Source organism: Amycolatopsis sp. NPDC114504 (assembly GCF_055633595.1).
The window spans coordinates 63,855-84,550 of the sequence record NZ_JBVKDU010000001.1; the positions used below are offsets into that span (position 1 = coordinate 63,855).

The 20,696-nt window shown below is 72.9% G+C and carries 20 protein-coding genes; 8 read left to right on the forward strand and 12 right to left on the reverse strand.

The features are described 5' to 3' along the window. Positions 1–13 precede the first annotated feature (13 nt). On the forward strand, positions 14–823 hold the full coding sequence (locus ACZ7PG_RS00385) for a class I SAM-dependent methyltransferase (RefSeq protein WP_470236912.1): 810 nt from the start codon (positions 14–16) through the stop codon (positions 821–823). Positions 824–841: 18 nt separating this feature from the next. Here the strand turns inward: ACZ7PG_RS00385 and ACZ7PG_RS00390 are convergent, their stop codons facing one another. Genes ACZ7PG_RS00390 through ACZ7PG_RS00425 form a run of 8 tightly spaced genes read right to left on the reverse strand, consistent with a single transcriptional unit; the run spans position 842 to position 9,083 of the window. Then, positions 842–1,231 carry a hypothetical protein gene (locus ACZ7PG_RS00390; RefSeq protein WP_470236913.1) on the reverse strand — a complete coding sequence of 130 codons (390 nt, stop codon included), beginning with the start codon at positions 1,229–1,231 and terminating at the stop codon, positions 842–844. Positions 1,232–1,239: 8 nt separating this feature from the next. Then, a complete protein-coding gene (locus ACZ7PG_RS00395) occupies positions 1,240–4,449 on the reverse strand; it encodes a WXG100 family type VII secretion target (RefSeq protein ID WP_470236914.1) in 3,210 nt (1,069 codons plus the stop codon). Beyond that, a complete protein-coding gene (locus tag ACZ7PG_RS00400) occupies positions 4,449–4,766 on the reverse strand; it encodes a hypothetical protein (protein WP_470236915.1) in 318 nt (105 codons plus the stop codon). Before ACZ7PG_RS00400 ends, ACZ7PG_RS00395 begins: the two co-directional genes overlap by 1 nt. A gap of 1 nt (position 4,767) precedes the next feature. Continuing rightward, positions 4,768–5,037, reverse strand: a complete 270-nt coding sequence (locus ACZ7PG_RS00405) for an acyl carrier protein (RefSeq protein WP_470236916.1) — start codon at positions 5,035–5,037, stop codon at positions 4,768–4,770. Continuing rightward, the gene (locus ACZ7PG_RS00410) at positions 5,018–6,664 is read right to left on the reverse strand and encodes a fatty acyl-AMP ligase (RefSeq protein WP_470236917.1); all 1,647 of its coding nucleotides are present in this window, start codon (positions 6,662–6,664) and stop codon (positions 5,018–5,020) included. Before ACZ7PG_RS00410 ends, ACZ7PG_RS00405 begins: the two co-directional genes overlap by 20 nt. 10 nt (positions 6,665–6,674) lie before the next feature. Beyond that, a complete protein-coding gene (locus ACZ7PG_RS00415; RefSeq protein WP_470236918.1) occupies positions 6,675–7,271 on the reverse strand; it encodes a cysteine hydrolase family protein in 597 nt (198 codons plus the stop codon). Continuing rightward, positions 7,264–8,643 (reverse strand): MFS transporter, encoded by a 1,380-nt coding sequence (locus ACZ7PG_RS00420; protein ID WP_470236919.1) that lies wholly within the window; start codon positions 8,641–8,643, stop codon positions 7,264–7,266. Before ACZ7PG_RS00420 ends, ACZ7PG_RS00415 begins: the two co-directional genes overlap by 8 nt. Next, on the reverse strand, positions 8,640–9,083 hold the full coding sequence (locus ACZ7PG_RS00425; RefSeq protein ID WP_470236920.1) for a MarR family winged helix-turn-helix transcriptional regulator: 444 nt from the start codon (positions 9,081–9,083) through the stop codon (positions 8,640–8,642). Before ACZ7PG_RS00425 ends, ACZ7PG_RS00420 begins: the two co-directional genes overlap by 4 nt. Before the next feature lie 78 nt (positions 9,084–9,161). Between ACZ7PG_RS00425 and ACZ7PG_RS00430 the strand changes: the two genes are divergently transcribed. Continuing rightward, a complete protein-coding gene (locus ACZ7PG_RS00430) occupies positions 9,162–9,626 on the forward strand; it encodes a DUF2087 domain-containing protein (protein WP_470236921.1) in 465 nt (154 codons plus the stop codon). Here ACZ7PG_RS00430 and ACZ7PG_RS00435 read toward each other — a convergent pair. Together ACZ7PG_RS00435 and ACZ7PG_RS00440 are read right to left on the reverse strand one after the other, a co-directional pair. Further along, complete coding sequence (locus tag ACZ7PG_RS00435; RefSeq protein ID WP_470236922.1) at positions 9,590–10,558, reverse strand: sigma-70 family RNA polymerase sigma factor; 969 nt, start codon at positions 10,556–10,558, stop codon at positions 9,590–9,592. The genes ACZ7PG_RS00430 and ACZ7PG_RS00435 overlap by 37 nt on opposite strands. A 38-nt stretch (positions 10,559–10,596) precedes the next feature. Continuing rightward, the gene (locus tag ACZ7PG_RS00440) at positions 10,597–11,112 is read right to left on the reverse strand and encodes a bifunctional nuclease family protein (RefSeq protein WP_470236923.1); all 516 of its coding nucleotides are present in this window, start codon (positions 11,110–11,112) and stop codon (positions 10,597–10,599) included. A gap of 172 nt (positions 11,113–11,284) precedes the next feature. On the opposite strand from ACZ7PG_RS00440, the gene ACZ7PG_RS00445 reads away from it, so the two are divergent. Next, positions 11,285–11,755 carry an SRPBCC family protein gene (locus tag ACZ7PG_RS00445; RefSeq protein ID WP_470236924.1) on the forward strand — a complete coding sequence of 157 codons (471 nt, stop codon included), beginning with the start codon at positions 11,285–11,287 and terminating at the stop codon, positions 11,753–11,755. Between the two features lie 108 nt (positions 11,756–11,863). Continuing rightward, positions 11,864–13,297 carry an MFS transporter gene (locus ACZ7PG_RS00450; protein WP_470236925.1) on the forward strand — a complete coding sequence of 478 codons (1,434 nt, stop codon included), beginning with the start codon at positions 11,864–11,866 and terminating at the stop codon, positions 13,295–13,297. Here the strand turns inward: ACZ7PG_RS00450 and pdxR are convergent. Beyond that, entirely contained in the window at positions 13,225–14,634 is a 1,410-nt protein-coding gene (gene pdxR, locus ACZ7PG_RS00455; RefSeq protein ID WP_470236926.1) for a MocR-like pyridoxine biosynthesis transcription factor PdxR, read from the reverse strand. The genes ACZ7PG_RS00450 and pdxR overlap by 73 nt on opposite strands. Positions 14,635–14,715: 81 nt before the next feature. Between pdxR and ACZ7PG_RS00460 the strand changes: the two genes are divergently transcribed. Next, positions 14,716–15,939: an MFS transporter gene (locus ACZ7PG_RS00460; RefSeq protein WP_470236927.1), complete on the forward strand. Its 1,224-nt coding sequence runs from the start codon at positions 14,716–14,718 to the stop codon at positions 15,937–15,939. Between the two features lie 388 nt (positions 15,940–16,327). Here ACZ7PG_RS00460 and ACZ7PG_RS00465 read toward each other — a convergent pair whose 3' ends face one another. Further along, positions 16,328–17,797 (reverse strand): AAA-type ATPase lid domain-containing protein, encoded by a 1,470-nt coding sequence (locus ACZ7PG_RS00465; protein WP_470236928.1) that lies wholly within the window; start codon positions 17,795–17,797, stop codon positions 16,328–16,330. Positions 17,798–17,959: 162 nt separating this feature from the next. Here ACZ7PG_RS00465 and ACZ7PG_RS00470 point away from each other — a divergent pair, with 162 nt between their 5' ends. The 3 genes from ACZ7PG_RS00470 to ACZ7PG_RS00480 are packed head-to-tail and all read left to right on the forward strand — an operon-like array spanning position 17,960 to position 20,686. Then, complete coding sequence (locus ACZ7PG_RS00470; protein WP_470236929.1) at positions 17,960–18,973, forward strand: amidohydrolase family protein; 1,014 nt, start codon at positions 17,960–17,962, stop codon at positions 18,971–18,973. 1 nt (position 18,974) lies between these two features. After that, on the forward strand, positions 18,975–19,664 hold the full coding sequence (locus ACZ7PG_RS00475) for an iron-sulfur cluster assembly protein (protein WP_470236930.1): 690 nt from the start codon (positions 18,975–18,977) through the stop codon (positions 19,662–19,664). Continuing rightward, positions 19,661–20,686, forward strand: coding sequence for an NAD(P)-dependent alcohol dehydrogenase (locus ACZ7PG_RS00480; protein ID WP_470236931.1), 1,026 nt, complete (start codon positions 19,661–19,663; stop codon positions 20,684–20,686). Before ACZ7PG_RS00475 ends, ACZ7PG_RS00480 begins: the two co-directional genes overlap by 4 nt. Positions 20,687–20,696: the final 10 nt, after the last annotated feature.

Below are 20,696 nucleotides of genomic sequence, written 5' to 3' on the forward strand. Positions count from 1 at the left end.
CTACGCTGGCGCCATGACCGACGCGTGGGTGTGGGATCCGTCCCTCTATTCGGGCAGTGCCGGGTACTACGCGCGGGGGCGCGCCGCCTATCCCCCGGAGCTCGCCGCCGCGTTCGCGGCCGAGCTGGACCTGGACGGGTCGGGCCGTCTGCTCGACGTCGGCTGCGGGCCGGGGTCGCTGACCCTCCTGCTGGCCGGCTCGTTCGGGGAAGCGGTCGGGCTGGACGCCGACGCGGACATGCTCGGCGAAGCGGACCGGCTCGCCACGCTCGCCGGGATCGGGAACTGCCGCTGGGTGCACCGGCGGGCCGAAGATCTGCCCGCCGGCCTGGGCCGGTTCCGGCTGGTCACGTTCGCGCAGTCGTTCCACTGGTTCGACCGGGCGCGGGTCGCCGCCGCGGCGCACGGCATGCTGGCGCCCGGCGGCGCCTGCGCCCACGTGCACGCGACGACGCACGAAGGCGTCGAAAGCTCCGTGCCGCACGCCGAGATCACCGAGCTGGTGCGGACGTACCTCGGGTCGGTGCGGCGAGCCGGTCAGGGCACCCTGCCGAACGGCACGGCCGGCGGCGAAGCGGAGATCTACCGCGCCGCCGGGTTCGGTGAGCCGCGGCGGTTCGAGGTCCCGGGCCGGGTCGTCGAACGCACCGCCGACGACGTCGTCGCCGGCGTGTTCTCGTTGTCCAGCGCGGCACCCCACCTGTTCGGCGACCGCCGCGCCGAGTTCGAGGCCGAGCTCCGCCTGCTGCTGCGGCAGGCGAGCCCGGCCGGGACGTTCACCGAGCGGCTGCGCGAGATCGCCGTCGACCTCTGGCGCGCCTGACGTCCACTGTGGACGGTGTCACCAGGGGTTGTTGTCGTAGCCGTCGTCATCGTCCGCCGCGCGGGCCCGGCGGCCCCGGCGAGGGGCTTCGTCGCGGGCCGCGTGCCGCGCCCCGGCCGTCGGCGCGAACGGCGACGCCGAGCCGGGCTCGTCGCCGAAGGCGTCCGTGTCGAAGGCCGACGGCGGTTCCGTGGTGCCCCGGTCGGTGCTCCAGCCCGACTTCGTCTTGCGCTGCGCCATCTCGCGGACGTGCTGCACGTACCGCTCGGCCGCCTGGACCTGCTTGGTCATGTACTCCTGGGACCGGGCCTTGATCTCCTCGCCCTGCAGCTCGCGCAGGGCACGCCGGTCGGACTGCTCGCGGACGAGACCGTCCAGCTCGGCCTTCATCGCGTCGATCTCGCTCATGCGTCCTCCTACCAGGTCCGGGCGGACGGCGGGTCTTCGTCGTCGTTGAGGGAGCCGATGATCCGGCGGCCGGGCTCACCGAGGTTGTCGAAGACCGCGCCCTCGATCCGGTAGGCGGGCCGGCGTTCGGTGTCCCCGCCGCCGGCACCGCCGTGGGCGCCGCCCATGGCCCCCATGCCACCCATGCCGGTCATCCCGGACTGGCCGGACGGGCCCGCCGACGCGCCGGCCGGGGCGAACGCGGCCGCGGGCTGGGACTGCGTCGCACCGACACCGCTGTGGACGCCACCGGACACCGGCGTGTCGCCGAGCCCGTGCGCGCCACCCGGGTCGAGACCGGCCGCCGAAAGGCCGGCGCCGCCGTGCGAGCCGCCGCCGATGCCGGCCCCCGCGCCACCACCGCCGTGGCCGCCACCACCGGGACCGTCGTGCTTCAGGTCGTCGAGGGTGCCGCTGTGGTTCGGCAGGTCGTCGTCGAGCTTCTTGCCGGGCGTGTCGCCGAGGACGTCGGAGGCCTTGTCGTCCTCGCCGAGGGTGTAGGTCGTCGGGGTGCCGCTGCCGTCATCGACGGTGACGACGGTCGGGCCGTCCGGGCCGTCGGGCCGCTCGGCGGTGATCTTGACGCCGCCGTCCTCGATGTGGATCTTGCCGTCGGGGCCGGGGCAGTACGTGTCGTCGGTCCCTTGTGGACCGTCGGCGTCCTTGGCGTCCTTGGACCAGTCGAGCTTGAAGTCCTTGGCGTCGTCGGTCCCGTCGCCGACCTTGATGTCCATCTTCCCGTCGGCGTCGGGTTCGGTCATCTCGAAGGTCTTGTCGCCCTGCTTGACCTTCAGGGTGTCGGGGGTCTCGTCGCCGAGCTTGTCGGGCTTGCCGTCGCCGTCCTTGTCGTCGCCGAGCAGGCCGTCCGGTTTGCCGTCGCCGTCCTTGTCCAGGCCGTCGGGCTTCCCGTCGCCGTCCTTGTCCTCGCCCAGCGGGTTGTCCGGCTTGCCGTCGCCGTCCTTGTCGACGCCGAGCGGGTTGTCGGGCTTGCCGTCGCCGTCCGTGTCGGTGCCGGTGTCGCCGAGGCCCGCGCCGTCGCCGGAGTCGGTCTTGATGCCTTCGCCGCTGAACTCCTTCAGCGCGTCGGCTGCCTTCTGCTTCGCCTCTTCCGCCGCCTGCTCGGCCGCGGCCTTGCCGTCGTCGGCGCCGGACCCGCCCGACGAACCCGAGCCGGAACCACCCGAACCGGACCCCGAACCGCCGCCCGTGCCGGACCCGCCGCCGAGGCCTTCGTCGCCGCCGAGCCCGCTGCCACCGGCCCCTTCGCCGCCGCCGAGGCCGCTGCCACCCGCACCGGCGCCGGAGTCGGTCTGGATCCCCGGGCCGCTGAACTCCTTCAGCGCGTCCGCGGCCTTCTTCTTGGCTTCTTCGGCGGCCGCCGCGGCCGCCGCCTGGCCGTTGTCCGAAGGCGGCTGCACCGAGGACGGCGAGGTGTCGTCAGAACCGGACCCGGAGCCGGAACCCGAGCCCGAACCGGATCCCGAGCCACCCCCGGAGCCGAGGCCGGACCCACCCGCACCGGAGGACGTGTCCAGGTCGGGGATCGGCGGCATCGAGCCCCCGCCACCGGCACCCGAGCCCGAACCGGAGCCGCTGCCCGAGCCGGACCCACCGCCACCGGAGACGTCGGGGATCGGCGGCATCGAACCACCGCCGCCGGCCCCGGAGCCACTGCCGGAACCACTGCCGGAGCCACCGCCCGCGCCGCTGGGCACGTCGGTACCCGAGCCACCGGCGCCCGAACCGCCGCCGAGGCCGCTGCCCCCGGAGCCGGACCCGCCTTCGGGAATCGGCGGCACCTCGCCACCGCCCCCACCGGCTCCCGAACCACCCGAGCCCGAACCGGACCCGCTGCCCGAACCCGATCCGCTGCCCGAGCCGGAACCGCCACCGGCACCACCCGAGCCATTGCCGGACCCGCTGCCGGAGCCGGAACCGCTGCCCGAACCCGAGCCGGAACCGCCACCGGCGCCGCCAGAACCCGAGCCGCCGGAACCCGAGCCGCCCGCGCCCTCGAACTCGTTCTTGACCTTGCCCATGACCTTGTCGAGCGCGTCGTACGCCTGGTCGACGAGGTCCTTCGTGTCCTTGCAGGTCTTCTCGAAGCCCTTGTAGAGCCGGTCCCACATGTCCGGGTTGAACTGGTTCTGGATCCACTGCTTGGCCAGGTCCTGGCCGTGCTTCTTGATCTCGTCGCCGTCGCAGCAGCCCTGGTCGTTGAAGGTCTTGACCAGGTTGGTGCCGAAGTTGAGGTCCATCCAGCCCGCGATCTGGGCCAGGTCCTGCTCGTTGCCGTGCTCGCCGCTGGCGACCGCGATGACCTTCTGCGCCATCGTGTAGTCGGCCTTGCCCACCAGGTCGGTGTACATGCCGATGACGGCGTCGGCCTTGCCCTTGCAGAGCTGGAAGACCGTCGTCGCGGTGGTCTTCGTCGCTTCGCTGACGTCACCGAGCGTCTGCGACAGCTTCGACGCCTTCGGCTGGATCTTGTCGTTGTAGGTGTCGGACGCCGCGTCGGCGCCGGCGCCGCTCCACGTCTGGTAGAGGGTGCTCAGCTGGGACCCGGTGTCCTGCATCGTCCGGTCGACCGTCTCGGAGCCGGTCTTGAAGTGCGCGGCGTCCTGGACGAAGTTCGCGAAGCTGATCCCGCGCTGCTCGTCGAACGGGACGCGGATGTCCTTGTCGATGTCGATCGCGCGGGTGTTGCCGCGGCAGTCGGCCGGGATCTTGGCCAGCAGCGAGCCGAAGGTCTCGAACAGCTTCAGCGCGGGCGCGGCGGCGTCGAAGATCTCGTCGGACGTCTTCGTGCCGGTGGCGTCACCACCGTTCTCGCCGGCGGCGGGCGGCTTCGTGTCGTCGAGCTTCGTCTTGCCGTCGTCGACGGCCTTCTTTTCCTGGTCTTCGTTGTAGGAGTTCTGGTCGCCGCTGGACTTGGCCTTGTCGTAGGCCTCGTCGACCGACTGCCCGGCGAAGAGCGGGTTGGCGTTGTACGCGCCGGCGTACTTCTCGGCTTCCTGCCGCTTCTGCTTGATGTCGTCCGGTTCCTGGTCGGCCAGGAACGGCGGCGGTGGCGGGTTCTCCCGCAGCCAGCTGCTGATCAGCGCGCTCTTCTGCCCGGCGGGGACGCTCGGGTCGTCGAGGATCGCCTTGACGTCGGACCACTTCTTCTTGTCGGCCATCAGAGCGAGCCCCCGGCGTTCGTGATCGCGCCGGACTGGTTGTCCTCGTTGGTGCCGTAGCTCTTCCCGGCGGTGCCGAGGTTGCCGCCGAACGTACCCAGCGTGGTGCTGTAGCCGGAGACCGCGGCCCACAGCGCCTGCGCGCCGGCGGTGTACTTCGCCGCGTGGGCGTTGTGCGCCTTGCCGAAGCCCTCCGCGGTGACCGCCGGGGTCTCCAGGTCCGGGTTGTCGTCCAGCAGGTGCTCCGCCAGGTCCCCGATGGTCTTGGACGCCGTCGACAACGCTTCCGTCGTCGCGGTGTACCCCCCGCCGCTCATGTCAGCGCCTCTCCTCAGATCCTTCAGTTCCCAGTGCTTCCGCGAGCACGTCCGCCACGGACCCCACGTCGGTGAACCGCTCGAGCTCGTCCAGGTCGATCGTCACCCCGTAATAGACCTCCAGCGCCGCCAGGAGCTTGATCCGGCCCTTCGAGTCGATGCCCAGCTCCTCCAGCGGTGCGTCGGGCTCGACGAGGGCCGGGTCGAGCCGGAAGGTGTCGCTGACGACCTTCGTGACCTCGGCGCGGTGATCACCCACGGACGTCACCATAACGTGCCTTGGCCGCCGACCGGGCGACCTTGCCACTGGATGTGCGCGGAAGTCCGCCGGAAGGGACCAGATGTACCGCACGGAGGGTGAGATCGTGCTCCCGTGACACCGCGCGCAGCACCGCGCGGGTCACCTCTTTGAGGTCCGCGTCAGCGTCGCGCGCCCACTCCGCGACCACCATCGCGCCCTCGCCGTCCTCGTCGGCGACGCCGAACGCGGCGACGCGGTCCCGGCGGACCGCGGGGTGGGCCTCCCCCGCCGCCGCCTCGATGTCCTGCGGGTGGAAGTTGCGGCCGTCGACGACGATGAGGTCCTTGAGCCGGCCGGTGACGTACAGGTCGCCGCGGTGCACCACGCCGAGGTCGCCGGTGCGCAGCCAGCCGCCGAGGCCGTCGAGGGTGGCGCCGAACGCGCCCGCGTCGCCCCGGCCCCAGTAGCCGGTCGCGACGTTCGCGCCGTGGATCCAGATCTCGCCGACGGCGCCCTCGGGCTGCTCGTGTCCCTCGTGGACGATCCGGACGAGCTGCCCGACCGGACGGCCCACCGACACGAGCTCCTGTCCTTCGACGGTTTCGACGACCCGGCCCTGGGCAAGGGCTTCCCGGTCGAACTTCGCGCCGCGCGGCCCTTCCGGCCCCGCGCTCGCGACGTACACGGTGGCCTCGGCGAGCCCGTACGACGGCCGGTACGCCTCGCGCTTGAAGCCGTGCGGGCCGAAGACCTCCAGAAAGCGCTCCACCGTGCGCGGGCGGACGGGCTCGGCGCCGTTGAGCGCGACCCGGACGTCCGAGAGGTCCAGGTCGTCGTCGCCGGGGCCGGCGTCGGCCGCGAGGTCGTAGGCGAAGTTCGGGGCGGCGGTGAACACCGCGGGGTAGTCCGCCATCTGCCGCAGCCAGCGTCGCGGCCGGTGCACGAACTCGGCCGGCGCCATGAACACCGCCCGGCCGCCGGCGAAGACCGGCAGGCACAGCAGCTGGATCAGGCCCATGTCGTGGAAGAACGGGATCCAGCCCGCGCAGGTCGTGCCTTCGTCGACGGCGTAGGCCCGGCCGCCCTGCCAGCACGCGGCGACGATCGCCCGGTGCGGGATCACCGCGCCGGCCGGCTCCCGCGTCGAACCCGACGTGTACTGCAGGTAGGCCGGGCTTTCCGGCTCGACCGGCACCGGGTCCACGCCCGGCCCGGTCAGCTCGTCGGCCACCAGCAGGTCGCCGGGGGCCCCGAACTCGCGGACCCGCGCCGCCGCGGCCGACGACGTCAGCCATACCCGCGCGCCGGAGTCGGCCAGGACCCCGCCGAGCCGCTCGGCCTGCGCGCGGTTGCCCGGCGGCATCAGCGGGACGGCGATCATGCCCGCCGCCAGCACGCCGAAGAACGCGAGCGGGTAGGCGAGCTCCTGCCCGGCGAGGACGGCGACCCGTTCCCCCGGCTCCGCGACCCGGCGCAGCCCGCCCGCGACCACCCGGACGCGGGCGGCGAACTGCGCCCACGTCAGCGTGTGCTCGGCGTCGTGCGTGTGGTCCTGGTGGGTGAACAGCGGCCGGTCGTCGTCCGCGCGGGCGAACAGGCGGTCCACGATCGAGGCGCGCAGCACCTCGCCGGGCACGGTCTCGGGCGGACGGGGCACGCAGCGAAACCTACTGGACGGCCCAGCGGTCCCCGAGCCCGGCCACGTCGACGACGGCGGCGGTGCGGGGGAACAGCGTGCCGGTCAGGAAGTCGTGCGTCGCCTGGTCGCGGTCGGCGCACCCGTCGCCCACGACGACGATCCGGTAGTCGCGGTCCATCGCTTCCCGCACGGTGCTCAGCACGACGCCGCTGGTGCTGATCCCGGCGAGGACGAGCGTGGTGATCCCGCGCTTCTCCAGCTGCTGCTCGAGATCGGTGGTGGAGAACGCGCCGACGCGGATCTTGCGCACCTGGACGTCTTCGGGTCGCGGCGTGAGCCTCGGGTGGATCTGCGTCGCCGGCCCGTCCGCGCGCATCACCGCCCGGTGTTCCGGGGCGGCCGCGTACGGGGCGAACATGCTCGTCTCGGGGATGGCGTCGAACTCGGCGTCTTCGAACCCGACGCGCACCCAGCCGACGTGGGCGCCGCGCCCGCGGACGTCGTCGATCAGGCTCGTGACGCGGTCGAGGAGCGGGCCCGGCTCGGGCAGCTGCCCGACGATCCCGTTCTGGTAGTCCATCACGAGCAGCGCCGTGCGGTTCGGGTCGAGGGTGGGGTCAGGCATCGGTTCCGGCTTTCTCGGGTCGGGACAGGGAACGGTCGAACACGGTGACGAGCAGGAAGAGCACGCCGATGCCGAGGAGCAGCAGCGCGAGGTCGTGCAGGCCGCCGGTGTCGGCGGCGGGCCCGAAGAGGGCGCCCTGCAGCGCGGAGGAGACGATCGCGCCGAGGTAGCCGAAGGTGCGCAGCAGCCCGGCCGACGCGGCGATGTCGGCGGGGTTCGCCTGGCGGTACACGGAGTTCTGCAGCGCGAGGCTGCTCAGCCCCTGCGGCACGCCGGCCACGAGCGCGACCACGACGAGCAGCCAGACGGCGGCCGAGCCGTCCAGTGCCAGCAGCAGCGCGCACCCGGCGAGCTGCCCGATCGCGGCGCCGAGCAGCTTGCCGCGCGGCTGCTCGCGGCGCCCGGTCAGCAGCGACACGACGATCGCGGTCGCGAACAGCGGCAGGGTGGCCAAGCCGGCTTCGCTCGCCGACAGGCCGCGGCCGTGCTCGAGCCATTGCGTGTAGCCGTAGAGGAAGCTGTACGCGATGACGTAGGCCAGCAGCGCGCGGCCGTAGGTGCGCAGCAGCGGCCCGTTGCGGCCGAGCAGCCGCAGGTCGATGAACGGGTGGGCGTGGGTCAGCTCACGCGCCGCGAACCCGGCGGCACCCGCGACGGCGATCGCGAGGAGGTACCAGTCCCCCGCGCCCGGGTGCATCAGGAACAGCAGCAGGGAGACGAGCGTGCCGGCGAACAGCGCCATGCCCGGGAGGTCGAGGTCGAACGCGCCCTTCGACGCGGGCCGCGCCGTCTTGGCGAACCGGCGGGCGCCGAGGACGAAGGCGGCCAGCGCGATCGGGATGTTGAGGGCGAAGGTCGCGCGCCAGCCGCCGGCGCCGATGAGCAGGCCGCCCAGCGCCGGGCCGACCACCGAGATCGTCTGGGTCGAGATCGCCAGCACCGTGAGCACGGAAGCGGGGCTGTCGTGGCCGGTCCGGTCGCTCTCGTCGCGGATGAGCCGCATCGCCGCCGGGTAGCCGGCGCACGTGCCGAAGCCCAGGACGACCCGCGCGACGATCAGCCACGCGAAGTCCGGCGCGACGGTGCCGAGCACGCCCGCCAGCCCGACCAGCGCCGTCGCCGGGAGGAAAACGCGCCGCGGGCCGTACCGGTCGATCAGCCGCCCGGCCACCGGCTGCCCGACCGCGGTGGCCAGGTACAGCGCGGAGATCAGCCAGGCGGTCGCCGACGCCGGCTGCCCGAACGCGACGCCGATCGGCACCAGCGCGACCGCGATGATCGTCGAGTTGACCGGGTTGAGCACCGCGCCCGAGATCAGCGGCGCGAGCAGCTTCCGGTCGAACCCGTCGCGCATCCGTTCCCGCGTCGTCATGGTTCGACGACGCGGCCGAGCAGGGCCAGCGCCTCGTTGACCACGGCCAGCTCGTCTTCGGTGAGCCGCCCGGCGAGGGTCTTGGCCAGCCACTCCTGCCGTGAGGCGCGGGCGCCCTGGCCGTACGCGCGGCCCTCGGGCGTGAAGAAGATCAGCTGGCGGCGGCCGTCCTCCGGGTCGTCCTCACGGCGGACCAGGCCCAGCTTCTCCAGCGCGGCCACTGTCACCGCCATCGACTGCGGGCGCACCCGCTCCGCGCCGGCCAGCACGCTCGCCGTCGCCGGCTCCATCTTCGCGAGCCGGGCGAGCGCCGAGGCCTGCGCGGAGGTCAGGTCACCGACCGCGGTCGCGTCCATCATCTGCCGCCGCAGCCGGCCGACGAGCACGCGCAGCGTCTGCGCGGCCGCGACCGCCGAAGCGGGAACCGTCTTCGCACCCATATCGACAGCCTAGACTTATCAGTTGACCCTGTCGAGTTTCCGGGGCGGGCGCACGGAGTCCGGGTACGCTCTGCCGCCATGGCCTCCCCGGAAGCACTGGTCTCCGCCCTCGCGGACCCCGCCCGCCTGCAGCTGTTCGCCCGCATCTGCGCCGGCCTCCCGGCCGACGACGCGAAACTCGTCAGACGGCTGGTCGACGCGGGGCTCGTCACCGTGGACGGGGACACCTACCGCGCCGTGCCCGAGGTGTTCCGCGAGGCGCTCGCCAAGGCCCCGGCCGACCCGCTCGACGGGCTGTTCCGCCACGGCAGGCTCGTCACCATCCCGCATTCGGGCAAGCGGCGGCAGCTGCTGCTCGCCCACCTCGCCGAGCGGTTCGAGCCGGGCCGGCTCTACACCGAGCAGGACGTCCGCGAGAAGCTGTCGATGGTCCACGACGACCACGCGACGCTGCGCCGTTACCTCGTCGACGAAGGCCTGCTGCAGCGCAGCAACGACGGCGGCGCCTACGGCCGCCCGTCGGAGGCCCGCGCCGCCGGGTGAGTCGCCGGGAGGTCGAACAGCGCCAGGACGGCCGGGTCCGCGAAGACCACGTTGTGCGCCACCCGCTCCTTGTCGATCGTGAAGACCTGCAGGGTGTGCAGCCGGTAGACGCCGGCGTCGTCGCGGCAGTAGGCGACCAGGGCGGGCTGGCCGTTGGCGGCGGTGCGCGTCATGCGCCAGTCCGGGCCGCGCATCGCGAACAGCCGCTCGAGGAACCGGCCGTAGCCGTCGCGGCCGAGGTACCACAGCGGCACCGGCGGCATCTCCAGCACGACGTCGTCGGTCAGCAGCCCGACCAGGCCCGCGACGTCGGCGGACTCGAACGCCCGGACGTAGCGGTCGAGGACCGCCTCGACCGCCGAGTCGTCCGGCTCGGGGACCTCGTCCGCCGACAGGTCGCCGAGACCCGCGCGGGCGCGCTGGAGGGCGCTGTTGACCGCGGCGGGCGTCGTCTCGAGGAAACCGGCCACCTCCGCCGCGCTGAACTCCAGGACGTCACGCAGGATCAGCACCGCGCGCTGCTTGGGCGGCAGCGTCTGCATGGCGGCGAGCAGCGCCAGCCGCAGCCTGCCCCGGCGGGCCAGGCGCAGGCCGGGGTCGTCGAGGCGCGCGTCCGGGAACGGGTGCAGCCACGGGATCTCGAACGACGGCGTCAGCGGCGCGCCCGGGTCTTCGCTCGGGCGGCCGAGACCGGACGGGAGCGGGCGGCGGGCCCGGCCCTCCAGCGCGGTGAGGCACGCGTTGGTCGCGATCCGGTACAGCCAGGTGCGCACCGACGCGCGGGCCGGGTCGTAGCCGTCCCACGCCTTCCACGCGCGGACCAGCGTGCCCTGCACCAGGTCTTCGGCCTCGTGCACCGAGCCGAGCAGGCGGTAGCAGTGCACCAGCAGCTCGCGCCGGTGCGGCTCGGTGCTCGTCGCGAAGTCCGGCATCGCTCTCCCGTCGGTCCGTCCGTCCGGGAGATGATTCCCTACAGGTCGTCGAAGTCCTCGGGCCGCAGGCCGTCGAGCTCGGCGCGGAAGCGCGCGACCTCGGCCTCGGTGTCGAGCAGGTCGGCGGCGGGGCCTTCGGCCTCCTGCTCGACCTCCAGCTGCACCGACGCGACGTCGAGCACCTCTTCGGCGACGCTGATCGGCGCGCCTTGCCGCAGGCCCAGCGCGACGGCGTCGCTCGGCCGGGCCGACACGCGGGTCCCGGACACGAGCACGAGGTCGGCGTAGAAGATGCCGTCCCGCACCTCGGTCAGCTCGACCGCGGCGACACCCTGGCCGAACGCCGCGAGCACGTCGCCGAGCAGCTCGATCGTGCCCGGCCGCGGCTGCGCGATCTGCTCGCGCGCCCGCACGAGCGCCTCGGCCTCGCCGTAGCCGATCATGATCGCCAGCCAGCGGCGGGCGCCGTCCGGCTCCCGGAGCAGCATCAGGGGTGCCTCCCCCGGAACCGGAACGGCCATCCCCACGACCTCGATCGGGATCACGCTGACCACCGCACCCTCCGTGTAGGTACTCCTCCGCGCGCGAAATACCCAGAAGACGTGATCGGCAACCCGGTCATCCGGGTGAGTTTTTTCGGTGCCCGTGCCGCGGCCGGCTCTCCTCGGCTGCGGACAACGCGCCGGGCCCTTGCCGGGTGCGTCGCGGGACTGTCACCGTCGAGGCGTGGAGCCGACGATTTCGCGCAGCATCGACGTTCCGGCCGACCCGGCCACGGTGTGGTCGTGGGTGACCGACCTGCCCCGGATGGGCGAGCTGAGCCCGGAGAACGTCGGCGGCCGCTGGCTGGACACCCCGGGCCCCGGCGCCCGCTTTCGCGGTCGCAACGTGAACGGCGAGCTGCGCTGGTGGACGCGGGTGAAGGTGGTGCGGTTCGACGAGGGGCACCGGTTCGCCTTCGACGTGCGGACACCGCTCGGTTCGCGGGTGTCGCGGTGGGAGTACGTGCTGGCCCCGAGCCCGGCGGGCTGCCGGGTGACGGAGAACTGGTACCGCAGCGGGACCTGGGTGGTCCGCAAGTTCATGGGCCCGCGGGTGACGGGGCGAGCGGATCGGCCGGGGTACAACGTGCGGTCGATCGAACACACCCTGGCCGCGCTGAAGGCCCGCGCGGAAGGGCTGGCCGCGGCTGCTTGAGGCACCCACGCCGCCGGCCGCGCGTGACATAGGTCGCCCTGAACTGGTCGGTCTCTTGTTGAGACCCACCTCCTCCGGCTAGGTTGCTTTTTCAAACCTAGGAGGACCATGACCGACACCGCGCCGAAGCCCGGCCTCGTGCTGCTGGTCGTCTCGACCGCGGCCTTCCTCGCGAGCCTCGACACGTTCATCGTCACCATCGCGTTCCCCGGCATCCGGGCCGCCTTCCCCGGCGACGACCTCGCCACGCTGTCGTGGGTGCTCAACGGCTACACCGTCCTGTTCGCCGCCTGCCTCGCCCCGGCCGGGCGGCTGGCCGACCGCTACGGCCGCAAGCGCCTCTTCCTCCTCGGCGTCGCCGTCTTCACCCTCGCCTCGGCCGCGTGCGCCGCCGCGCCGTCCATCCCCGTCCTCGTCGCCTTCCGCGCCGTGCAGGCGGTCGGCGCCGCGCTCGTCATGCCGACGTCGCTCGCCCTGCTGCTGACCGCCTTCCCCGCGCACCGGCGGCCGATGGCGGTCGGCGTCTGGGCTTCCGTGGGCGCCGCGGCCGCCGCGCTCGGGCCGCCCGTCGGCGGGCTGCTCGTCGAGGCGTCCTGGCGCTGGGTCTTCCTGGTGAACCTGCCGATCTGCGCGCTGACACTCCTGGCCGGCCCGCGGGTGCTGCGCGAGTCGCGGGACACCACCACCGGCGTCCCGGACCTGCTCGGCGCGGCCGGGCTCCTGCTCGGCGTCGGGGCGCTGGCCTACGCGCTGGTCGAAGCGCCCGACCACGGCTGGACCTCGGGGCCGGTGCTGCTCGCGTTCGCGGTCGCCGCCGTCGCGCTGGCCTGGGTGCCGCTGCGCTCGGCGCGCCACGCCGTGCCGGTGCTGGACCTGCCGGCGCTGCGCGTCCCGACGCTGTGGCTGGCGTGCGTCACGACCGGCGTGTTCGCGGCCGGGTTCGCCGCGATGCTGTTCGGCAACGTGCTGTTCCTGACGTCGATCTGGCACGACTCGATCCTGCTGGCCGGGCTGTCCCTGGCCCCGGGGCCGCTGATGGTGGTGCCGGTGTCGATCCTCGGCGGCCGGTTCGTGCACCGCTTCGGCCCGGGCCCGGTGGTCGCCCTCGGCGGCGTCTCGTTCGGCGCCGGCGTGCTGATCTGGTTGCTGCGCATGGGTTCGACGCCCGACTACGCGACGTCGATGCTGCCCGGCCAGCTCCTGACCGGCATCGGGGTCGGCCTGATCCTGCCGAGCCTGTCGGGCGTGGTGGGCACGGTCCTGCCGCCCCCGCGGTGGGGCGCGGGCTCGTCGATGGTCAACACGACGCGCCAGATCGGGACGGTCCTGGGGACGGCGGTCCTGGTCGCGATTTTCGCGGGAACACCGGACCTGACGGACTTCCGGCACGGCTGGCTCCTGGTCCTGGCCACGGCGGTGGCGACGTCGGCGGGTGGGCTGCTGATCGCCGCCCGCCGCCGCACGGACCACTACGTCGAGCCCCAGGCCGTGTCCAGCGCCGCGAGTCCGTCGTCGATCCTCTCCACCGGGATCGAGCCGTAACCGAGGACCAGTCCCGGCGCCGGAAACCCGCCGCACAGATCGGAAAGCGTCTGTACCGCCACGCCCGCGGCCGCGGCCCGCGCGGCGATCGGTTCCAGGTCGGCGTCGGCGAGGGCGCACAAGTGCAGCCCGGCCGCCGACGGGACCACCCGCAGCCGGCCGGCGAAGACCCGGTCCACAGTGGACACCAGACGCTCGTGCCGCTCCGCGTACACCTTCGTCGCGCGGCGGATGTGGCGGGCGAACAGCCCCTCGTCGACGAACCGGGCCAGCGCCGCCTGGGCCGGGACGTCGCCGTGCCAGTCCGACAGCTGACGCGCGTGGCGCAGGGCGTCCTGCAACGACGGCGGTGCGACCAGGAAACCCAGGCGCAGCATGGGAAGCAGCGTCTTCGAGAACGACCCGACGTACGCCACGCGCCCGCCGCGGTCCAGGCTCTGCAACGGTTCCAGTGGCCGGTCGGAGAACCGGAACTCGCTGTCGTAGTCGTCCTCGACGATGACGGCGTCCGCGCGCCCGGCCCACGCCAGCAGCGCCGTGCGGCGGGCCAGCGACATCGGCGTCCCGAGCGGGAACTGGTGCGACGGCGTGACGTACACGAGCTTCGTCCGCGGCGGTATCGCGGCGACGTCGAGGCCTTCGCCGTCCACCGGCACGCCGACGACTTCGGCGCCGTGGGACGCGAAGAGCAGCTTCGCCTGCCGGTAGCCGGGCTCTTCGACGGCCACCCGGTCGCCCGGTGAGATCAGCACCCGGCAGAGCAGGTCGAGGGCCTGCTGCGCACCTTGCGTGACGAGCACGTCGTCCGCGTCGGCGCGCACCGAACGCGACACGCCGACGTGCCGGGCGATCGCGGCGCGCAAGCCGGGATGCCCGCCGGGGTCGACGTAGTGCACGAACCCGGCCGCGGCCCGCAGTTCCCGCCCGAGCAGCCGCCGCCAGGTTTCCAGCGGGAACAGCGCGGCGTCGGGGATGCCGACGCGGAAGTCGTACCCGGGCGCCTCCCCCACCGCGGCGGCCGGCGACGGCAGCGACCGCCAGATCGCCTTCGGCCGCGGCCCGGATGACGAAGGAGCCTTGCGCGGCTTCGGCGCCGGCAGCGAACCGCTGACGTACGTCCCGGCGCCGACGCGGCCGGTGAGGAACCCGTCGGCGGTCAGCCGGTCGTAGGCGACCGCGACGGTGTTGCGCGAGACGGCCAGGCGTCGCGCCAGCTCCCGCGTCGGCGGCAGCCGCTCCCCCGCCCGCAGCCTGCCGTCCAGCACGGCGTCGCGCAGCTGGCGGTAGATCCGGACCGACAGGTCGCCGCGCCCGGCCAGGCTGACGTGGAAGTCCATCCGGCGACCCTACATTGGCCCAGTCCGATTCGAGAGAATTGGATCTGGGATCGGGCCAAGTGCCGATCTAGCGTTATCCCCATGACGCTGACTGCGGACCGCCCGGCACCCGCCCGCTCCGGAAGGCTGCTGGCCGCCGCCCAGCTGGCCGGCTCGCTCGGCGACGGCGCGTTCCTGACCTGCTCGGTGCTGTTCTTCACCCGGATCGTCGGCCTGACCCCGGCCCAGGTCGGGCTGGGTCTCACGCTCGGCTGGGCGGTGGGTTCGGTCGCGGGAGTGCCGCTCGGCCACCTCGCCGATCGCCACGGCGCGCGCGGCTCGGCCGTGCTGCTGGCACTGGCGACAAGCGCGTCGATCCTGACGTTCCTGCTGGTCCGCACGCCGCTGCTGTTCGTCCTCGCCGCTTGTCTCTACGGCAGCTGCCAGACGGGCCTGGCCGCCGTCCGCCAGGCGCTGCTGGCCGCACTGGCCGACCCGGAACGCCGGACGCGCGTCCGCGCGCAGCTGCAGTCGGCGGGCAACGCGGGCCTGGCCATCGGCGCCGGCCTGGGCGGGCCCGCCCTCTCGGCCGACACGGCGCCGGCGTACCTGACGGTCTTCGTGCTCGACGCCGTGACGTTCGCGGTCACCGCGGGGATCCTGCTCGGGCTCCCGGCGGTGACGACGTCGGCCCCGCGAGCGGGGGCACCGAAGCTGGCGGTGCTGCGCGACCGGCCGTACGCGCTGGTGACGCTGCTCAACGCGGTGCTGTTGCTGCGCATGCCGCTGCTGAGCGTCGCGATCCCGCTGTGGATCGTCGAGCGGACGGCGGCGCCGGGCTGGACGGTGTCCGCACTGTTCGTGCTGAACACGGTCGTGGTGGTGCTGTTCCAGGTCCGCGTGGCCGCCCGGCTGGCGAGCATCGGCACGGCGGCGCGGATGGTGCGCCGGTCCGGGGTGCTGCTGCTGGCGTCGTGCGTGGCGTTCGCGCTGGCGGCGTCCGGGAGTTCGCCGTGGGTCGCGTTCGCGGTGCTGGTGGTGGGCGCGGTGGTGCAGGTGTTCGGCGAGATGCTGCAGTCGGCGGGCTCATGGGAGATCGGCTTCGCACTGGCACCGGCCGACCAGCAGGGGCAGTACCAGGGCTTCTTCGGAACGGGCGTATCGGTGGCGCGCGCGATCGGCCCGGTCCTGCTGAGCACGGCGGTGATCGGCTGGGGCCTGCCGGGGTGGCTCCTGCTGGGGGTGGTGTTCTTGGCGGCCGGGTACGCGATGGGCCCGGCGGTCCGCTGGGCGCAGGCCACGCGGGTTACTGCGGGAGTGCGCTGACCGGCCTTGTGGCACCACCGCTAGTCGCTTGGCCGCCGAGCCCACGCTGGCCGCCGGGCCCACGCTGGCCGCCGGGCCCCGCCGCGATCGCCCCCCGGCCGCTTGGCCGCCTGGCCGCTCGCCCGCGGGCCGCTTGGCCGCCCCGACTCCGGCCGATAACCCGCCCGGCGCCGCATTTGTCCGGCCCGCAGAACCCCGCCACGCACCCCGACCCTGCCGATCCCCCGCCTGGCTGGCACCGCCGCCCGCCGAACCGCCGAGCCCGCGCCAGCCCGCCGATCGCCCGCTTGGCCGATCGCCCGCCGAGCGCGTGGCAGCCCCGGCTCCGGCCGACAACCACCCAAGCGCCACAACTCTCCGGCCCGCCCGCGAGCCACCCCAGCCCGAGCTAGGACTTCAGCTGCCGCGCGTTAAGCCCGTACTGCGCCATCTTCCGATAAAGCGTCGCCCGGCCCATCCCCAACTTCCCCGCCGCGTGCACCACCGTCGCGCCCGGCTCCGACAGGCAGCGCACGATCTCGTCGCGTTCCATCGCCTGCAGGCGGCTCAACCGGTGCCCCGCCGCGCTGAACACCTCCGCCGGCAGATGCGCCGTGTCGATCACGTCGGACCGCGAAGCCGCTTCGCGCACAACCCGTCGTAGCTGCTTCGCGTTCTCCGGCCAGTCGAACGCCGTCAACGCCCGTGACGCCGCCGACGTGAACGTGACGTCGCGGCCGCGGTCGCGCCGGGCGAAGTGGTGGGCCAGGGGGAGGACGTCGTCCGGCCGGAAACGGAGCGCCGGGACCTCGACCACCCGTTCCACCAGCGGCCGCAGCGCCGACGGCACCGACTCCGCGTCCGGCGCGGTGAGCACGAACGGTGGCGGCCCGTCGCCCCGGACCTCCGTGAACCGCCGGGCCAGCTCCTCCGCCGCCCACGCGGGCAGCGCCTCCACGCCCGACACGATCACGCACGTGCCGTCCTTGGCCAGCTCGGGTGTCCACAGCGTCAGCCACGTGTCGACGTCGTCCGGCGCCGGCGGCCGCGCGTTCAAAACCCGCTCGCGGGGCCGCAGCTCCCGCCGGGCCAGCGCCGCCAGCGCCGTCTTGCCCGCGCCCGGCTCGCCGACGACCGCGACGACGCGACCGGCCGTGAACGCCGCCTTCGCCGCATCGACCGCGGTGGTCCAGGCGGGCGAGAGGCGCCGCACGTCGCCCGGGTCGACGCGGTCGGCGTAGACGCGGAAGACCTCGCCCCGCGGCGTCGGCCGGGCGATCCGCCCCGACGCGCGCGCCAGCATCAGCGCCGCGGTGTTCCCGGCGGCGGCCTGCGCCAGCGCCAGCAGCAGCTCCGAAGACTGCTCCGACCACGTCGTGAGGTTGACGCTGCCGGCGAGCGCCCCGGTCAGCGGGTCGAGCACCGGCACCGCCGCGCAGGTGTATCCGCGCAGGTCGGTGCAGTAGTGCTCGCTCGCCCGGACCAGCGACGGCGCCCGGTCGGCGAGCGCCAGGCCGAGCCCGTTGGTGCCCGCGTTGCTCTCCGCGAAGTAGAACCCCGGCGCCAGGTGGACGCGGTCCAGCGAGCGGTTGATCGTGGCGTCCGTGCACAGCCGGCTCAGCACGAGGCCTTCGCTGTCGGTGATCATCAGGCTGATCGGCTCGTTGGCCAGCGTCGCCTGCAGGCCGCGCAGCACCTCGGTGCCGCATTCGTAGAGCAGCGACCCGGTGTCGACGGCGCCGGAGAACACCGGCATGACCTCGTCCTCGGGCACGCCGTAGCGCTCGCTGCGCTGCCACGACGCCCGCAGCCGGGGTGCGATCGCGGCCGCCCCGCGCGCGTCGAACGAGCGCGTGACGTGCACCTGCGGGTTCTCCACCTGGCCTCCCGGGACGCGGCTCTGCGTCGGACTCCTCCACCGTACGTCCACCGATCGGGCGGCGACAGCACGCGCTGTCTCATATCGAGACACCCGATGGGTCCCTGACCAGCGCCGACGTCCTTACCGTCCCAGCAACACACGAAGACGTGGAGGAACCGGATGTACAGCAAGGACGGCGAGACGTACTTCATCGTGGACGCCCACGTGGCGCTCTGGGACGCGCGCCCGGAGAACCAACGCAACGTCCACGGCAAGCAGTTCATCGACTGCTTCTACGACTACCACCGCAACCTCAGCCCCGAGTCCGAGGTCTGGCCCTACGAGGACTACCTCTACCAGGGCGGCGAGCGGCTGATGAAGGACCTCTTCGACGACGGCTACGTCGACCACGCCGTCTTCCAGCCGGCGCACCTCGGCGCGTTCTACGAAAACGGCTTCGGGCAGACGGAAGAAGCCTTCGCGCTGAAGCAGCGGCATCCGGACAAGCTGACCTACAACCACTTCTTCGACCCGCGGTTCGAGCAGGCCGGCATCGACCAGCTACGCCGCGACGCCGAGCGCTTCGACCTGAAGGGCGTCAAGCTCTACACGGCCGAGTGGCAGGGCGACTCGCGCGGCTACAAGCTCGACGACAAGTGGACGTACAAGTACTTCGAGGCCTGCCAGGAACTGGGCATCAAGAACATCCACGTCCACAAGGGACCGACGATCCGGCCGCTGGACCGCGACGCCTTCGACGTCGCCGACGTCGACCACGCGGCCACCGACTTCACCGACCTCAACTTCGTCGTCGAGCACTGCGGCCTGCCGCGGTTGGAGGACTTCTGCTGGATCGCGACGCAGGAGCCGAACGTCCACGCGGGGCTCGCCGTCGCGATGCCGTTCATCCACACCCGGCCGAAGTACTTCGCGCAGATCATCGGCGAGCTGCTGTACTGGCTCGACGAAGACCGGATCCAGTTCTCCAGCGACTACGCGATCTGGACGCCGAAATGGCTGATCGAGCGGTTCGTCGACTTCCAGATCCCCGAGGACCTGCCGGAGTACGCGCCGCTGACCGTCGACCAGAAGAAGAAGATCCTCGGCCTCAACGCGGCGGCGATGTACGACATCCCCGTGCCGACGGAGCTGCAGCTGGCTCCGATCGAGCCGCAGGCCGTGTCGGTGGCCTGACGTGGACGCCTTCACCGCGCTGGACGCGGTTCTCGACCCGGAGCTCGACGAGCCCATCACCGACCTCGGCTTCGTCAAGTCGCTCACCGTGGACGGCACCCGCGTGACCGTCCACTTGCGACTGCCGACGTCGTTCTGCGCGCCGAACTTCGCCTACCTCATGGCGTCGGACGCGAAGGACGTGCTGACGGCGCTGCCGTGGACGTCGGAAGTCGTGGTGGAGCTCGACGACCACCACGACTCCGACCTCATCAACCGCGGGCTCGCCGCGGACGCCGGCTACCGCGGCACGTTCGGCCACGAAGCCGAGGAAGACCTCGAGGAGCTGCGGCTGACGTTCCGCCGCAAGGCGCACCAGGCGGCGATGGAACGCGCGCTGACCGTGCTGCTGCGTGCCGACGAGCACGTCGACCTGCACGACGTCACCCTCGCGGACCTGCCGGACGTTCCCGCCGCCGCGGCGCTGCTCCGGCGTCGCGAGGCGCTGGGGTTGCCGACCGACCCGTCGGCACCGGTGCTGGTCGACCACGACGGAACGCCGTTCCCGCGGGAGGAGATCCCGGTGCGGCTGCGGTTCGCGCGGTCGGTCCGGATCTCGATCGAAGGCAACTCCCACTTCTGCCGCGGGCTGCTGCGCACCCGCTACCCCGAATCCACTCCGTCAATGTCCACTGTGGAGGCAACAGCATGAAGGCGGTCCAGGTCGTCGGGTACGACCAGCCCCTGCGGATGACCGACGTCCCGGCGCCGGAGGTGACCGGGCCGTACGACGTGGTCGTGCGGATCGGCGGCGCCGGCGTCTGCCGCACCGACCTGCACATCCTGGAAGGGCAGTGGCAGGAGAAGTCCGGCGTCACGCTGCCCTACACGATCGGGCACGAGAACGCGGGCTGGGTGCACGCGGTCGGCGGCGCGGTCACGAACGTCGCCGAGGGCGACAAGGTGATCGTGCACCCGCTGATCACGTGCGGGCTCTGCCGGGCCTGCCGCTTCGGCGACGACGTCCACTGCACGCAGTCGCAGTTCCCGGGCATCGACACCGCGGGCGGGTACGCGGAGTACCTCAAGACGTCCGCGCGCAGCGTGGTGAAGATCGACGACGCGCTGGAGCCGGCGGACGTCGCGGCACTGGCGGACGCCGGACTGACGGCGTACCACGCGGCGGCGAAGGCGTCACGGCGCTTGCGTCCGGGCGACAAGTGCGTCGTCATCGGCGCGGGCGGGCTCGGGCACATCGGGATCCAGGTGCTCAAGGCGATCTCGGCGGCCGAGCTGATCGTCGTCGACCGCAACCCGGACGCGGTGAAGCTCGCGGTGTCGATCGGCGCGGACCACGGCGTGGTCGGCGACGGCTCCCAGGTCGCGCAGGTCCTGGAGCTGACGGGCGGAAACGGCGCCGAGACGGTGATCGACTTCGTCGGCGAGGGCGGCGCGACACGCGACGGGATCGCGATGCTGCGGCGGGCGGGCGACTACCACGTCGTCGGGTACGGCGAGAACATCGACGTCCCGACGATCGACATCATCTCCACGGAGATCAACCTGATCGGCAACCTGGTGGGGTCGTACAACGACCTGTGCGAGCTGATGGTGCTGGCGGCGCAGGGCCGCGTGAAGCTGCACACGGCCCGGTACTCGCTGAACGAGTTCCAGACGGCGCTCGACGACCTCGACGCGGGCCGCATCCGCGGCCGCGCGATCCTGGTCCCCTGACCCAGTCGCG